This window comes from Herbaspirillum sp. RV1423 (assembly GCF_000577615.1).
GTDB lineage: Bacteria > Pseudomonadota > Gammaproteobacteria > Burkholderiales > Burkholderiaceae_D > Herbaspirillum.
In genome coordinates, this window is record NZ_CBXX010000009.1 from 1 (window position 1) to 14702 (window position 14702).

At 62.5% G+C, this 14702-nt stretch carries 13 protein-coding genes; 8 read left to right on the forward strand and 5 right to left on the reverse strand.

Annotation, left to right across the window (positions count from 1 at the left end; translation table 11 throughout):
- On the reverse strand, nt 1-526 hold a 526-nt coding region (locus RV1423_RS11125), incomplete at its 3' end, for a chloride channel protein (protein ID WP_034296537.1).
- A gap of 273 nt (nt 527-799) precedes the next feature.
- Between RV1423_RS11125 and RV1423_RS11130 the strand changes: the two genes are divergently transcribed.
- On the forward strand, nt 800-1132 hold the full coding sequence (locus tag RV1423_RS11130; RefSeq protein WP_034296539.1) for an STAS domain-containing protein: 333 nt from the start codon (nt 800-802) through the stop codon (nt 1130-1132).
- Nucleotides 1133-1189: 57 nt separating this feature from the next.
- Here the strand turns inward: RV1423_RS11130 and RV1423_RS11135 are convergent, their stop codons facing one another.
- Complete coding sequence (locus RV1423_RS11135) at nt 1190-2161, reverse strand: pyridoxamine 5'-phosphate oxidase family protein (protein ID WP_051516633.1); 972 nt, start codon at nt 2159-2161, stop codon at nt 1190-1192.
- A 41-nt stretch (nt 2162-2202) separates the two neighbouring features.
- The gene (locus RV1423_RS11140) at nt 2203-2826 is read right to left on the reverse strand and encodes a glutathione S-transferase family protein (protein WP_034296541.1); all 624 of its coding nucleotides are present in this window, start codon (nt 2824-2826) and stop codon (nt 2203-2205) included.
- Between the two features lie 273 nt (nt 2827-3099).
- On the opposite strand from RV1423_RS11140, the gene RV1423_RS11145 reads away from it, so the two are divergent.
- The 4 genes from RV1423_RS11145 to panE all read left to right on the forward strand — a co-directional run bounded on the left by RV1423_RS11145 (nt 3100) and on the right by panE (nt 6061).
- Nucleotides 3100-3660, forward strand: a complete 561-nt coding sequence (locus RV1423_RS11145) for a TetR/AcrR family transcriptional regulator (protein WP_051516634.1) — start codon at nt 3100-3102, stop codon at nt 3658-3660.
- Between the two features lie 246 nt (nt 3661-3906).
- Nucleotides 3907-4710: an SDR family oxidoreductase gene (locus tag RV1423_RS11150; protein ID WP_034296543.1), complete on the forward strand. Its 804-nt coding sequence runs from the start codon at nt 3907-3909 to the stop codon at nt 4708-4710.
- Between the two features lie 23 nt (nt 4711-4733).
- Nucleotides 4734-5126 (forward strand): helix-turn-helix domain-containing protein, encoded by a 393-nt coding sequence (locus RV1423_RS11155; RefSeq protein WP_034296545.1) that lies wholly within the window; start codon nt 4734-4736, stop codon nt 5124-5126.
- Between the two features lie 2 nt (nt 5127-5128).
- On the forward strand, nt 5129-6061 hold the full coding sequence (panE, locus tag RV1423_RS11160; RefSeq protein ID WP_034296547.1) for a 2-dehydropantoate 2-reductase: 933 nt from the start codon (nt 5129-5131) through the stop codon (nt 6059-6061).
- 66 nt (nt 6062-6127) lie between these two features.
- Here the strand turns inward: panE and RV1423_RS11165 are convergent, their stop codons facing one another.
- Nucleotides 6128-7579 (reverse strand): efflux transporter outer membrane subunit, encoded by a 1452-nt coding sequence (locus tag RV1423_RS11165; protein ID WP_034296548.1) that lies wholly within the window; start codon nt 7577-7579, stop codon nt 6128-6130.
- 199 nt (nt 7580-7778) lie between these two features.
- On the opposite strand from RV1423_RS11165, the gene RV1423_RS11170 reads away from it, so the two are divergent.
- On the forward strand, nt 7779-8867 hold the full coding sequence (locus tag RV1423_RS11170) for an HlyD family secretion protein (protein WP_034296550.1): 1089 nt from the start codon (nt 7779-7781) through the stop codon (nt 8865-8867).
- Nucleotides 8868-8869: 2 nt separating this feature from the next.
- Nucleotides 8870-10444, forward strand: coding sequence for a DHA2 family efflux MFS transporter permease subunit (locus RV1423_RS11175; protein ID WP_034296553.1), 1575 nt, complete (start codon nt 8870-8872; stop codon nt 10442-10444).
- Here RV1423_RS11175 and RV1423_RS11180 read toward each other — a convergent pair.
- Nucleotides 10441-11310, reverse strand: coding sequence for an oxygenase MpaB family protein (locus tag RV1423_RS11180; RefSeq protein ID WP_034296555.1), 870 nt, complete (start codon nt 11308-11310; stop codon nt 10441-10443). The genes RV1423_RS11175 and RV1423_RS11180 overlap by 4 nt on opposite strands.
- Before the next feature lie 164 nt (nt 11311-11474).
- Here RV1423_RS11180 and RV1423_RS11185 point away from each other — a divergent pair, with 164 nt between their 5' ends.
- Nucleotides 11475-14693 (forward strand): efflux RND transporter permease subunit, encoded by a 3219-nt coding sequence (locus RV1423_RS11185; RefSeq protein ID WP_034296556.1) that lies wholly within the window; start codon nt 11475-11477, stop codon nt 14691-14693.
- Nucleotides 14694-14702: the final 9 nt, after the last annotated feature.

The window sequence follows — 14702 nt, forward strand, 5'->3', positions numbered from 1 at the left end:
GCGTGCCGAACACGGCGGTCATGCCGGCGGTGGCCCCTGCGACCAGCAGCGTTTTGCGTTCCGCCGCGCTGACATGGAAATGCTGGGCGATCAGCGAGCCGATGGCGCCGCCGGTCATGATGATCGGCCCTTCGGCACCGAACGGACCGCCACTGCCGATGACGATGCCGGAGGCCAGCGGCTTGAGCAATGCGACCTTGCCGGACATCTTGCTCTTGCCGAACAGAATCGCTTCGATCGCTTCCGGAATGCCGTGGCCGCGAATCTTGTCGGAGCCGAAACGCGCCATCAGTCCGACGATGAGTCCGCCGGCAACCGGGACCGCCATCACCCACATGCCGAGCGTGTGTTCCGCCGGTGAACGGTCGGCGAGCGAAAACGTCTGAAAAAAGAACAGGTTGGTAAAGAAATGAATCAGGTTCAGCAGTACGAAGGCGGCGACGGTGGCGGCCATGCCGATGCCGACGGCAATGCAGGCGAGGAAAAGTACGCGGCGATCAAGGCCGAAGTCGCGTTGGTGGCGCATGGTGGAAGTTGTTCAAGAAGGATGAAAGGAACTGTTGTCGTCCAGGAATACAGGAAAATAAATATATCACATTGTGATGTATTTATCGGTCTGCCTGGTAAATCATCGATGAAGCAACTTCATTAATTTTAGAAAATGCAATATTTATTGGATTTGGCGGGAGATGGCAATGAATTCGTGTTTAATCCACGGGGTTGGTGATGGTTGGGAAGACGCTAAATACGTCGCCCGATTTTTATCACGACGAGGCGGAATTGTCTGACGAGAAAAATCATGAAGATTGAAACAAGCCAAAGCAATGAAGTGTTGATCGTTCGCGCGGCCGGCCGGCTGGACTCGGCCGGCGCGTCGGAGTTCGTGAGGCAATTGACCATGCGATGCGACGGCACGGCAAGGAGACTGATCCTGGATTTCAGTGAATTGACGGAGCTCGGGTCGGCGGGTTTGCGCGTGCTTTTCCTGCTCAGCAAAAAGGCGCAGGGCGCGCGCGACCGGTTACTCGTGGCGGGTATGCAGCCGGCGGTGCGGGAAGTATTCGACAATACCGGCTTCGCCGCACTCTACAAAGTCATCGAGAGCATTCAGGAATGTCCTTGGATCAATTGAATACAGCCGACTTCAGCGACGTTCCCGGAACGCGCGTTTTCCTTTCCCTGCGGTGAATCAGCTCCATGTGCCCATGGATTCCAGAAACGGTGATTGCACCGCCTCGCCCCAGCGCAGCGGAAGCACCGAACTGACCAGCTTCGCTTGCGTCACCTGAAAGCGCAGCAGCCTTTGCGCGCCTGCATAGGACTCCACGTCGGCGCCGCCCCAGATGACTTCGGCGACGACTGCCAGATAGAGCAGGTCGCCGCTGGCGAAATCGACGAACAGCAATCCGGCGCGCGGGTGCGTGAGCAGATTGCCGATGGTGTTGAAGAAAAAGTTGCCCACGAAGTCCGGCGCCGTCAGTGTGCGGTCGCCATCGATGCGAACGAATCCCGGCTTGCCGCCGCGATGCGAGACATCGGCGCCGTGCCGTCCTTCGGTGCGATTGGCTTCTCCGTGGACGGCGGTGGCAATGAAAAAGGTGTCGGCGGCGGCGATGATGCGCTGCATCGCCGGCGTCAGCACCGCGCTTTCCTCTACGGCGACGGCCGCCGCATCGATATCGACCAGCCGTGGCTCGCGCGCCTGTATGTATTTGGGACAATTGCCGAAGCTCTGGGCGATGGCGACCGAAAATCCGTCGCGGTCGAAACTGTGGGCAATGCCGTTGGCGCGATTGCGCCGCCGCGTGTGCGGTTCGATCCCCAGCAAACCGAGCGCCGCGCCTTCGCGCAGGTTATCGTGCAAAGGATCGGAGCGATGCGGTTGTGCGCGGATGTCGAGCCGCTGTTCGTCGGGAGATGAAACAAAGCCGGGCTCGCCGACCAGGATCGACGCCCAGGGTTGGCCGTCGTCGTCCTGGCTGCCGATCAGCATGAACGGCAATTGTCCGAAGAATTGCCGATGCTGCTCCGGCATGAAGGTGCGAATCACCTTGGAACCGATGGTCGCCATCTTCTCCAGCGCGCCGGCGCGCTGTTGCGCATGCAGCTCGCCGGAGTGGAAGGCGTTGTCGGGCGGCGGGGCGGGGATGAATTCGTTCATGGTCGGCTCCGGCTTTGTCGGTTCATCGCATCAACCAACGATCACGCCGCCAACGGCGAAGCGGGCATCGGCACGAAGTCCGGCAGGCTTTCGATACGGGCGACCCAGCCGCGCACATGCGGATAAGCATCCAGGCTGACGCCACCTTCGGGCGCATGCGCAACGTAGCTGTAACAGGCGATGTCGGCAATGGTCGGGCGCGTACCGACCAGGAAGTTGCGGCCGGCCAGGTGCGCGTCCAGCAGTTGCAGCAACGAGAATGCTTTTTCCTTTGCTTGCTGATAATCCAAAGGCGCGTTGAAGAGTTTCACCATGCGCGCCTTGGCCGGACCTTCAAGCACTTCGCCCGAGGCCAGCGAGAGGAATTGCTGTACGCGTGCTGCGTCGACGGGATCGCCGGGCAGCCAACCACCGTCGCCGTATTGCCTGGCGAGGTAGACCAAGATGGCAGTCGAGTCGTACAGCGTAATGTCGCCGTCCTCGATCACCGGCACCTGGCCGCGCGGATTCCTGGCGAGGAACGAGGCTTCCTTTTGCGCCTTGTTGGGCAGGTCGACATAGATGAACTCATGCGGCAAGCCGAGCATGTTCAGGAACAACTGCACGCGATGGCTATGGCCGGAAAGCGGAAAGCCGTAGAGGCGGATGGGTTGGTTGGGTTGCATGGCGGAATCTCCTCTGGATGATGATAATGACAACGATGGCAACGAAAGCGGCGGATCGGTCGTATCCTCAATAAACTGTACCGAACGATCGGTACAATAAACAATCGAAATCGTATTGTCAAATAAATTTATAATCCTTGAAAACGAAAACCGCGCCGTCACCTGTCCGCAAGCACGTAATCGCACGTAATTGCATCCGGGCGGCGCGTTGCGGACGCGTTCATGTCGCCTTCATGCAGTCCGTCAGCCTCACTTAATCTTGAAATCACGCTTATGCCCGCGCCTACCTTGTCCCGAGATGAAGTCGTCCAACGCATCCTTGCCGAGTTCCGGCGTTCGGGATATCAGGGGGCGACCCTGGCGAGCCTGTCGCAAGCCACCGGCCTGGGCAAATCCAGTCTCTACCATTACTTCCCCAACGGCAAGGCAGACATGGCTGAAGCGGCGCTGGAAGCGGTCGGCATCTGGCTCGGCGAGCATGTGATGCCGGCGCTGGCGGAAGACGCGCCGGCGGAAAAGCGCCTGAAGAAGTTCAGCGCCGGACTGAGCGAGTTTTACGCCAAGGGCGCCAAGCCGTGCCTGACCGACCTGTTCACCATCGGCGAAGCGGGCGATTTGTTTCAACAATACCTGAAGCAGCGCCTGAGCGGTCTGATCAAGGCGCTGGCCGCCGTGGTCGCCGAAACCGGCGTCGGCGCCGAAGAGGCCGCACGCCGCGCCGAGGACGCGATGATTTCCCTGCATGGCGCGCTGGTGGTTTCGCGCGCGCTCGGCAACACTGCGCCGTTCGTGCGCACCATGCGCAACTTCCCGGGCCTGCTGCTCGGCGAGTGATCCGCGAGTGATCCATTGCGTCCATCGGGCGCACTGCTTCGCCGGAAATATTCCGCGCAAGCACTTTCTGTCCACATCCGCATCTGCATTCTTCGCCGATGCGGAAAGAGCGCGTGCGTCGGCCTTAGCCATTCCCTATCGATCCGATTGAAATAGTGTGCTTGCTTGACATGCGTTTAGTTACTATTATAATGAAAGTAACTGTCCGAATGGTCGGGCATTACTTCTAACCTTTCGGAGAACAAGATGAGCAACGCAACAAGCAATAAGTCCGGCACCGCCGTGATCACCGGCGCCTCGACCGGCATCGGCGCCACCTACGCCGATCGTCTGGCCCACCGCGGCTACGACCTGATCCTGGTCGCACGCGACGTGCAACGCCTGGAAAAACTGGCGGAGCGCCTGCGTCGGGAAACCGCCGTGAAGGTGGAAGTATTGCCGGCCGATCTGGTCAACAAGGCTGACCTGCTTAAAGTCGAACAGCGCCTGCGCAGCGACGCCTCCGTGGCGATGCTGGTCAACAACGCAGGCATGGCGATCGCCGGCGAACTGGCGGATGGCGACGTTGAAAAATACGACGCCATGATCCAGCTCAACATCACGGCGGTGCTGCGTCTGGCAGCGGCGGTTGCGCCCGGCTTCATCGCGCGCAAGGGCGGCACGCTGATCAACATCGCCTCGGTGCTGGCGCTGGCGCCTGAAATGTTCAACGGCGCCTACAGCGGCACCAAGGCCTTCGTGCTGAACCTGAGCCAGTCGCTGCAAAACGAACTGGGCAAGCACGGCGTGCGCGTGCAGGCCGTGCTGCCGGGTGCCACGCGCACCGAAATATGGGAGCGTTCCGGCACCGATATCGAACATCTGCCGGAAGCCATGCTGATGGGTGTGGACGATCTGGTCAACGCCGCGCTGGCTGGTCTGGATCTGGGCGAGCAGGTGACGATTCCGTCGCTGCCGGACGTTGCGCAGTGGGAAGCGCTGACTGCGGCGCGCCAGGCCATGGGCCCGAACCTGTCGCTGAAGAATCCTGCTGCGCGCTATCGGCAGTAAGCCGGCGAGCACCGATATCGCGCATGCGCCACAAATGCATCGACGATCAGGAATGCCCAATCGCTTGCACGCTGCAGATGGTGGGCGAGTGGTGGAGCATCCTGATATTGCGGGATTGCCTGCGCGGATTGAGCCGCTTCGACCAGTTTCAGAAAAATCTGGCAATATCGCCGAATATGTTGGCGCGCCGATTGCAGACGCTGATCGATGCGGGGCTGCTGGAACGCCGCCAGTATCGGGAACATCCGCCGCGCTACGAATACATCCTGACCGACCGTGGCCGGGACTTTCATATTGTGATCGCCGCCATGTACGATTGGGGCAACCGTAATCTTCCCTATACCGGCGCCGGTCAAAGCGGTGTGCAGCATGTGACTGCGCAAGAATATCTAGAGGCGAAAAACAAGGAGACTTAGCAATGCGAACATTGGTGGTGGGAGCCGGCGCGGTCGGCGGATATTTCGGCGGCCGCATGCTGGCTGCGGGACGCGACGTGCACTTCCTGGTGCGCGCCAAACGCGCGGAACTGCTCGCGGGGAACGGTTTGCAGATCAGGAGCCCGGTGGGCGACCTGAACCTGCAACAGCCGCCGACGGTGCTGAAAGAGAACCTGGAGCAGAGCTACGACCTGATCATCCTCAGTTGCAAGGCTTACGATCTCGCCGACGCCATCGATTCCTTCGCTGCGGGGGTGGGGCCTCAGACGGTGATTTTGCCGCTGCTCAACGGCATGCTGCATCTCGATGTGCTGAGCGAACGCTTCGGTGCGGAGAAAATCCTTGGCGGCCAGTGCGTGATCGCCAGCACCGTCGACGCCGACGGCGCGATCCGCCATCTCAACACCTTCCACGGCGTGACCTTCGGGGAACGCGATGGCGCCATGTCCGCGCGCGTGGGCGCGATCGAAAAGGAAATGGCAGGCGTCGGCTTCGACGTGAACCCCAGCCCGGCCATCTTGCAATCGATGTGGGAAAAATGGATCATGCTGGCCTCGCTGGCCGGCAGCACCAGCCTGATGCGCTCCAGCATCGGTCCGATCATGGAAGCGCCGGGCGGATTGGAATTCGTCAGCGCCCTGCTCGAAGAATGCAGCGGCATCGCCGCCGCCAACGGCCACGCGCCGGGCGGACCGTTTTACGAACGCACCCGCAAGCTGCTGACCGAAGCCGGCTCGACGCTGACCGCCTCGATGTTCCGCGACATCGGCAACGGCGCGCGCATCGAAGCCGACCACATCATCGGCGACCTGCTGCGCCGCGGGCGCGAAGCCGCTGTCAAGACGGACCTGCTGCAAGTGGTCTATACCCATCTCAAGACTTACGAAGCACGCAACCGGGCCGCATCGGCCTGAAGCCTTTTTGCCTTTCCGCGCACGCTGTCTTGGCAGACGGCTGCGCCGGAAACGCCTTCCTTATCTTTACCAGCCTCCGCCCAAAGAACGGAATGCCGACACCGCAGCACGCGCGTCGTCGCCGCGTACTTGTGCCAACTGGTCGCGGGCGCGCAGCAGCAAACGGTCTTCTTCCAGCACTTCGCTCAGGCTGAGCACGCCGCCCTTGTAGGCATCCTCCGCGGTGCTGCGCGCGTGCTGGCGGGCAGCGACTTCATCAGCCAGTTCGGCGCTTTGCTTTTCCAACTGGACCAGCGTGACGATAGCATTCTCGACGTCTTCGGTGGCGCGCAGGATGGATTGCCGATAGCGAGCCAGTGCTTCGTGGTTGGCGCCTTTGGCGCGTTCCACCTCGGCATCGATACGGCCGAAATCGAACAGGCGCCAGCGCAATCCGAGCGCCGCCTGCGGCTGGAAGCTGTCGGCCGTGAACAGGCCGGCAGCGCCGAGGCTTTCAAAACCGAGCAGCGCCGACAGAGACAGCTTGGGGTAGTACTCGGCCATCGCCACGCCGATGCGCGCATTCGAGGCGGCCAGCTTGCGCTCTGCGGCGAGCACATCGGGGCGGCGGCGCAGCAGGCCGGCGCTGCCTTCGGCGACGCTGATGGCGGGCACGGCGGCGATCGCCGTATCGGCGCTGGCGTTCAGTTCACGCGCATAGGTGCCGGGCGCGGCGCCCATCAGGACGTCGAGCCGATTGAGCTGGCGTTCCAGTTCGATGCGCAGCGGCGGGATGGTGGCGCGCGCCTGCGATAGTTGCGCCAGCGCCAGGGCATCCTCGCGCTGGCTGGAAAGGCCGTCGTGCAGACGCAGCCGGACCAGGTCCAGCAACTTTCCGCTGGTCCGCGCCTGATCTTCCGCCAGGCGGATGCGCGCCTGCGCGCTGCGGATGCGGAAATAAGCGTCCGCCGATTCCGCCGCAATCGAAATGCGCACGCCCAGATGATCCGCTTCGGCGGCGTCGCGCTCGGCATTGGCGGCTTCGGCGCCGCGCTTGAGCGCGCCGGCCAGGTCCAGTTCCCAACTCGCGCCGACGCCGACATCGTACAGTGTCTGGGTGCGCTCATAACCGGGGAAGTTGGAGGCGATCTTGCCGAGCGGACTGTTGAGCGACTGGCGCTGGCGCACCGCTTCGGTGTCCAGCGATGCTTGCGGCAGGCGCTGCGCGCCGGCCTGTTGTGCGGCGGCCTGCGCCTGCTCCACACGCGCCAGCGAAGCGGCGAGGTCGAGGTTCTGTTCCAGCGCGCGCTGTACGATGCGGCTCAGGACCGGATCGTTGAAACCTTGCCACCATTGATCCAATTGCGGCATTGGCGCAGCCGCGTTGTGCTGCTCCAGCAGGGCGGCGTTGTGAAACGGCCCGGTCGCCGTGGTCGGCGCCAGGTAGTCGGGGCCGCTGGCGCAGCCAGCCAGAAAGATGCCCGCCGCCAGTGCAATGACGGAGAGTTTCGCCGATCCCGTGAGTCTGCTGCTGTCCATGTCGCTTCCCCTCAACAAATGTCGAAATGTGGTGTCTTGAAAAGTTACTTGCAAAATGATAGTGTCTAGTTTAATCTAACTATCAAAATGAAAGCAACTAGCAGTTGGAAAAATATTTGTGCAGTAAACAACTTGCCGCAAGGCGACTTTTCATTACCGGCCCCAAGCGGGCGAAACCAAAGAAAGACTGGGGTAGAACATGACGAATCAAGCAAGTGTTGCGGAAACAAGCGGGAGCGCTGCACGGACAGGGAAAAAGGGCGCGGTCAAACTGAGCGTGTCGGCGCTGGTTGCGCTGGCCGTGATCGGCTATCTGATTTACTGGTTCACGGAGGGACGTTATTGGGAGCACACGGACGACGCCTACGTCGGCGGCGACATCACGGTGATCGCGCCCAAGGTGGCGGGCAACATCGCGCAAGTGCTGGTCACCGATAACCAGCGCGTCAAAGCCGGCGACTTGCTGATCAAGATCGACGACCGCGATTACCGGGCAGTGCTGCTCAAACTCGATGCAGCCGTCCAGGCGCAGCAGGCAACGCTGGCCAACATCGACGCCGAGCGCCGTCTGCAGGAAGCCGTGATCGAGCAGAACAAGGCTGGAGTCGTTGCCAGCAACGCCGATGTGACGCGCACGCGCGACGACCAGACGCGCTATCAGAGCCTGTCGGCGAAAGCGGCCGTCTCGATCCAGAGCTTCCAGAAGGCCGATGCCGACTACAAGCAGGCGGTCGCCAACGGCCAGAAGGTGCAAGCCGGCCTGATCGCAGCGCAACGCCAGCTCGACGTGCTCGCCACGCAAAAGCAGAAAGCGCAGGCGGCGCTGCAGCAGGCTGTCGCCGAACGCAACCTGGCCGAACTCAATGTCGCCTATACCGAACTGCGCGCGCCGGTCGACGGCGTGGTCGGCAACCGGCGCGCGCGCCTGGGCGCGTATGCGGCCACCGGCGCACAATTACTGTCGGTGGTGCCGGCGCAGGGCTTGTGGGTCGACGCCAACTTCAAGGAAAGCCAGATCGCCCGTTTCCAGCCCGGCATGGCGGTGAAGATCAAGGCCGACATCCTGCCCGGCGAGGTCTTCGAAGGCCATCTTGCCAGCATCGCGCCGGCGACCGGCGCCCAGTTCAGCATCCTGCCGGCGGAAAACGCCACCGGCAATTTCACCAAGATCGTCCAACGCGTGCCGGTGCGCATCCTGCTCGACGGCGAAGCGGCGCGACTGGGCAAGCTGCGGCCCGGCTTGTCGGTGACGGCGGAAGTCGATGAACGCCCGGCCAAGCGGAGCTGAGCATGAGCGCCGCCGGAGTTTCCGCAGCCGAGTTGACGCAACGCGCCAAGATACTCGCCTTCGCCACGATGTGCGTTGGCATGTTCATCGCCTTGCTCGACATCCAGATCGTCTCGGCCTCGCTGGCCGACATCGGCGGAGGCTTGTCGGCCGGCGCTGATGAAACCGCCTGGGTGCAGACCAGTTATCTGATCGCCGAGATCATCGTGATCCCGTTGTCAGGCTGGCTGTCGCGCGTAATGTCGACGCGCTGGCTGTTCAGCGCGTCGGCGGTCGGCTTCACTATTGCCAGCATGTTATGCGGCGTGGCGTGGGACATCAACAGCATGATCGCATTCCGCGCGCTGCAAGGTTTCCTCGGCGGGTCGATGATTCCGATGGTGTTCACGTCGGCGTTCTTTTACTTCTCCGGCCATCAGCGCGTGATCGCCGCCGCGACCGTGGGCGCGCTGTCATCGCTGGCGCCGACGCTGGGGCCGACCGTGGGCGGCTGGATCACCAGCAATTATTCATGGCACTGGCTGTTCTTCATCAACCTGGCGCCGGGGATTTTCGTGGCGGTGGTGGTGCCGATGCTGGTGCGCATCGACAAGCCGAATCTGTCGCTGCTCAAGGGCGCGGATTATTTCGGCATGATCCTGCTGGCGACGAGTCTCGGTTGTCTTGAGTATTCGCTGGAAGAAGGGCCGCGCCTGGGCTGGATGGGTGACGAGGTGATCCGCACGACGGTGTGGATTTCCATCGTGGCCGGCGTCGGCTTCATCTGGCGCAGCCTGGTCTACGACAATCCGGTGGTCGACCTGCGCGCGCTCAAGGATCGCAATTTCGCGCTGGGCTGTTTCTTCTCTTTCGTCACCGGCATCGGCATCTTTTCGACGGTCTACCTGACGCCGGTGTTTCTCGCGCATGTGCGCGGTTTCAGCGCGCTTGACATCGGATTGTCGATTTTCTCGACAGGCCTTTTCCAGGTCTGCTCGATTCCGTTGTACGCCTATTTTGCCCGCCGCATCGACCTGCGCTGGCTGATGATGTTCGGCATGAGTTGCTTTGCGCTGAGCATGTGGAACTTCACGCCGATCACGCACGACTGGGGCTGGCGCGAGTTGATGTTGCCGCAGGCCTTGCGCGGTTTCGCGCAGCAATTCGCGGTGGCGCCGGTGGTGACCCTGACGCTGGGAGCGCTGAAGCCGGAGCGCCTCAAGCTGGCCTCGGGCTTGTTCAACCTGATGCGCAACCTCGGCGGCGCCATCGGCATCGCGGTCTGCGGCACGATCCTCAACGACCGCGCCAATTTGCATTTCCTGCGCCTGGCCGAACATCTCAACAGCACCAACGAAGCGATGAACACTCTGATTCAGGGCAACGGCGCCAACTTGCTGGCGTGGGGACTGGACGGCGGCAGTGCACCGACGGCGGCCCTGCAGCAGTTGTGGCGCCTGACCATGCGCGAAGCGCAGACGCAGACTTTCGCCGACGCTTTCATGGCGGTGATGGCCTGCTTCCTGGTGGCGGTCGCGCTGGTGCCGCTGATGCGCAAGGTGGGAGCGCCGGCAGCGCCGTCAGCCGACGCGCACTAAGCGCCGGTCACGCGCTGGCGAGCCAATTGGGCGGAACTTTGCCGCACCGCCCAGCGCACCGGTTTGGCTGCGACCGCAACGGCCTGATGCAGGATCGCCTGTTGCAAAGGCCGTAAGGCCTTCACGCCCAGTTGCTGCTTGGCCCAGTCCGGCAGCAAATCCACGCCGGCATGCATCATCAAGCGCGTCCAAGGCACCGCCAGCGCATGCGGCGAAGGCGCATTCATCACCAGCCCCAGCGTCTTCAGCGTGCGTTCTTCGCAGCGTAACTGAGGGCGCATGTTTTCTATATACTCCTGCATGTCTGCCAGGTTGCGTGGCACATTCCTTGCTCCCAATTTTTGTGCAATCAGGGCGATTTCGTCGAGATATTGGTTCTGACGTTCGGGGCTGAACGCGGGATGGCGATAGCGCACATAGGCACGCAGGAAACTCGATACTTCCGCCGCATGCACCCAGGTCAGCAATTCCGGATCGTCCGCCGCATAGACGCGCCCGTCTGCGGCAACGCCGCGCACAGCGCCGTGGATATGGCGCACGCGCGCGATCAGCCGCTCGGCATCGGCGCTGCTGCCGTAGGTGGTCCCCGCAATGAATTGCGCGGTGCGCCGCAGGCGTCCAAGCATGTCTTGCTGAAATGTGGAATGATCCCAGACGCCGGCCAGCGGCAACGGATGCAGCATCTGCAATAACAGCGCGCTGACGCCGCCGATCAGCATGGCGGTAAAGTCGCTGTGCACTTGCCAGCAGGCTGACGCCGGACCGAACAGCCCGGGGTCGCCCTTGGGCAGGCGGAAGTCCGGACTGCCCGGCGGCCGGCTGATACCGATGACGCTGGCCTCGATACGGGTGCGCAAGGCTTCCATGGGATGTCGTGGTGGCATGAGGTTGAAATGGTAAGGCTTTTGTGGGTCGGCTGCAGAAAGACGGCAATATAAAGGCAATAAGGGCGGAAAAGGCCCCGTGATAGTAGCTTTGCAGAAAATTATTCTGAGTATAATTAAAGTCTCACTTCAGGGAACCAACGTTCATGTCCATGGTCGAGCTGGCGCTACGTCGCCCTTACACCTTTATTGTGATGGCGATGCTGATCGTGCTGTCAACGCCGCTGGTCCTCATGAAAATGGCGACCGATATTTTCCCGGAAATCAATATTCCGGTGATCAGCATCATCTGGAACTACAACGGCCTGTCGGCCGAGGAAATGGGCCGCCGCATCTCGGCGCAGAATGAGCGCGGCCTGACCACGGTGGTCAGCGACATCGAGCACATCGAATCGCAATCGCTGGCCGGCGTCGCCGTCATCAAGGTATTCTTCCAGCCTAACGCCAACATCCAGAACGCCATCGCCCAGGTGGTCGCTTCGGTGCAATCGCAATTGCGCCAACTGCCGCCGGGCATTACGCCGCCGCTGGTGATCAAGTATTCGGCCTCCAGCATTCCGGTCATGCAACTGGCCTTGTCGAGTCCGACCTTGCCCGAGCAATCGCTGTTCGATACGGCCATCAACACCTTGCGTCCGCAACTGATCACGATACCCGGCGTCGCGGTGCCGTATCCGTACGGCGGCAAGAGCCGCCTGATCTCGGTCGACCTCGACACGCAGGCGATGCAGGCGCGCGGCCTGTCGCCGGTCGACGTGGTCAACGCCATCAATGCGCAAAACCTGATCCTGCCGTCCGGCACCGCCAAGTTCGGCGCCACGGAATATAGCGTCAAGATGAACGGTTCGCCTGAAGCGGTGGCGGGCCTCAACGACCTGCCGGTGCGCACCAGCGGCGGCGCCACCACGTATATCAAGGACGTGGCCTACGTGCGCGACGGCTTCTCGCCGCAAACCAATGTGGTGCGCCAGGACGGCGTGCGCGGCGTCCTGCTGTCGGTGCTGAAAAACGGCGGCGCGTCGACGCTGGACATCGTCAACAACCTGCGCGCGCTGCTGCCGCAGGCGCAGCAGACCATGCCGTCGGACGTCAAGATCACGCCGCTGTTCGACCAGTCGCTGTTCGTCAAGGCGGCGGTCAAGGGCGTGGTCGCCGAAGCGCTGATCGCCGCCGGCCTGACGGCCGCGATGGTGCTGCTGTTCCTGGGCAACTGGCGCAGCACGCTGATCATCGGCCTGACCATCCCGCTGTCGATCCTGGCCTCGATCCTGGTGCTGTACATGCTCGGCGAGACGCTCAACCTGATGACGCTGGGGGGGCTGGCGCTCTCGGTCGGCATCCTGGTCGACCAGGCCATCGTGACCATCGAAAACATCGAGCGTCACATGCATATGGGTAAGCCGCTGCATGACGCCATCATCGTCGGCGCCGGCGAAATCGGCGTGCCGGCGTTCGTTTCGACCGTGTGTATCTGTATCGTGTTCGTGCCGATGTTCTTCCTGTCCGGCGTGGCGCGCTTCCTGTTCGTGCCGCTGGCCGAAGCGGTGGTGTTTGCGATGGCGGCGTCCTATATCCTGTCGCGGACGCTGGTGCCGACGCTGGTGATGCTGTTGATGGGCAATGCGCATGGCGATGACGGCGGCAAGCCCAGCCTGCTGCAACGCGTGTACCGCGGCTTCGACAGTCGTTTCGAGCGCGTGCGCCGCGCCTACACGCTGGTGCTGTCGTCGCTGCTCTCGCACCGCCGCCGCTTCGCGCTGGCCTTCCTCGGTTTCTGCCTGCTGTCCTGCCTGCTGTACCCTTTCCTCGGGCGCGACTTCTTCCCCAACGTCGACGGCGGTCAGATCCGCCTGCACATGCGCATGCCGACCGGCACCCGCATCGAGGAGACCGCACGTGCCGCCGACCAGGTGGAGGCGGCCATCCGCGAAATGATCCCGGCGGAGGAGCTGGAAACCATCCTCGACAACATCGGCGTGCCCAACAGCGGCATCAACCTGTCATATAGCAACGCCGGCACCATCGGCACGCTCGACGGCGAGATCCTGATGTCGCTGCGTGAAGGCCATCGCCCCACCGAACGATTGGTCAGCATGCTGCGCGCCGAACTGCCCAAGCGCTTCCCCGGCATCGAATTCTTTTTCCAGCCGGCCGACATCGTCACGCAGATCCTGAACTTCGGTCTTCCCGCTGCGATCGACGTCCAGTTCACCGGACAGAATATGGAAGCGAATGCCGCGCTGGCCGCGGAGCTGACCAAGCAGATCCGCCAGATTCCGGGCGCGGTGGACGCGCACGTCCATCAACGCCTGGATGGGCCGAGCCTCGACATGCGGATGGACCGCACGCGGCTGCAGCAATTCGGTCTGTCGGCGGCCAACGTCGGCCAGAACGTGCTGATCGCCTTGTCCGGCAGCTCGCAGACGGCGCCGGCCTTCTGGCTTAATCCGCAGAATGGCGTGGTCTACAACATTGCGGTGCAGTCGCCGCAATACCGTGTCGATTCGCTCGACGCGTTGCTCAATATTCCGGTTGGTGCCGGCGGCGCGGCTGCCGTTGCCGCTGGCGCCCAGAGCAACACCCAATTGCTGGGCAACCTGGTGGAAGTCACGCCGGGCAAGCAATTGGCAGTCGCGTCGCGTTACAACATCCTGCCCGCCATCGACGTCTATGTCAGCGTGCAGGGCACCGACCTGGCGACCGTCGCCGGCAAGGTCGAAAAGCTGGTCGCAGAGATGCGTCCGAAACTGTCGCGCGGCAGCCAGATCGTCGTGCGCGGGCAGGTGCAGACCATGCAGTCTTCCTTCATCGGCCTGGGCGTCGGCCTGGCGATGGCGATCGTGCTGGTGTACCTGCTGGTGGTGGTCAACTTCCAGTCATGGATCGATGCCGCCATCATCATCGCCGCCTTGCCGGCCGCATTGGCGGGGATCGCCTGGATGCTGTTCATCACCGGGACCACGCTGTCCGTGCCGGCGCTGACCGGCGCCATCATGACCATGGGGGTGGCGACCGCCAACAGTATCCTGATCGTCTCGTTCGCGCGCCAGCGCAAGGACGAGGGCGCCACGCCGCTGGCCGCCGCGTTGGAATCGGGCGCCACGCGCATCCGTCCGGTGCTGATGACGGCGCTGGCGATGATCATCGGCATGATCCCGATGGCGCTGGGCCTGGGCGAAGGCGCCGAGCAGAATGCGCCGCTCGGCCGCGCCGTGATCGGCGGCCTCATCTTCGCTACCGTGTCGACTTTATTTTTCGTTCCCGTCGTGTTTGCGGGCGTTCATCAACGGCTGGCGCGCCGTCAAGAAGCACGCCGCCATCGCACGCCGGCAGAGGGTGGTACACATCAGCCGCAACAGCCGTAACAGGAGATT

Bases quoted from the DNA above. Each gene is read 5' to 3' on its own strand.
- RV1423_RS11150 (WP_034296543.1), top strand. From the start codon at position 3,907: ATGAGCAACGCAACAAGCAATAAGTCCGGCACCGCCGTGATCACCGGC.
- panE (WP_034296547.1), top strand. From the start codon at position 5,129: ATGCGAACATTGGTGGTGGGAGCCGGCGCGGTCGGCGGATATTTCGGC.
- RV1423_RS11165 (WP_034296548.1), bottom strand. From the start codon at position 7,579: ATGGACAGCAGCAGACTCACGGGATCGGCGAAACTCTCCGTCATTGCA.
- RV1423_RS11185 (WP_034296556.1), top strand. From the start codon at position 11,475: ATGTCCATGGTCGAGCTGGCGCTACGTCGCCCTTACACCTTTATTGTG.
- RV1423_RS11180 (WP_034296555.1), bottom strand. From the start codon at position 11,310: ATGGAAGCCTTGCGCACCCGTATCGAGGCCAGCGTCATCGGTATCAGC.
- RV1423_RS11140 (WP_034296541.1), bottom strand. From the start codon at position 2,826: ATGCAACCCAACCAACCCATCCGCCTCTACGGCTTTCCGCTTTCCGGC.
- RV1423_RS11145 (WP_051516634.1), top strand. From the start codon at position 3,100: ATGCCCGCGCCTACCTTGTCCCGAGATGAAGTCGTCCAACGCATCCTT.
- RV1423_RS11175 (WP_034296553.1), top strand. From the start codon at position 8,870: ATGAGCGCCGCCGGAGTTTCCGCAGCCGAGTTGACGCAACGCGCCAAG.
- RV1423_RS11155 (WP_034296545.1), top strand. From the start codon at position 4,734: ATGCGCCACAAATGCATCGACGATCAGGAATGCCCAATCGCTTGCACG.
- RV1423_RS11170 (WP_034296550.1), top strand. From the start codon at position 7,779: ATGACGAATCAAGCAAGTGTTGCGGAAACAAGCGGGAGCGCTGCACGG.
- RV1423_RS11130 (WP_034296539.1), top strand. From the start codon at position 800: ATGAAGATTGAAACAAGCCAAAGCAATGAAGTGTTGATCGTTCGCGCG.
- RV1423_RS11135 (WP_051516633.1), bottom strand. From the start codon at position 2,161: ATGAACGAATTCATCCCCGCCCCGCCGCCCGACAACGCCTTCCACTCC.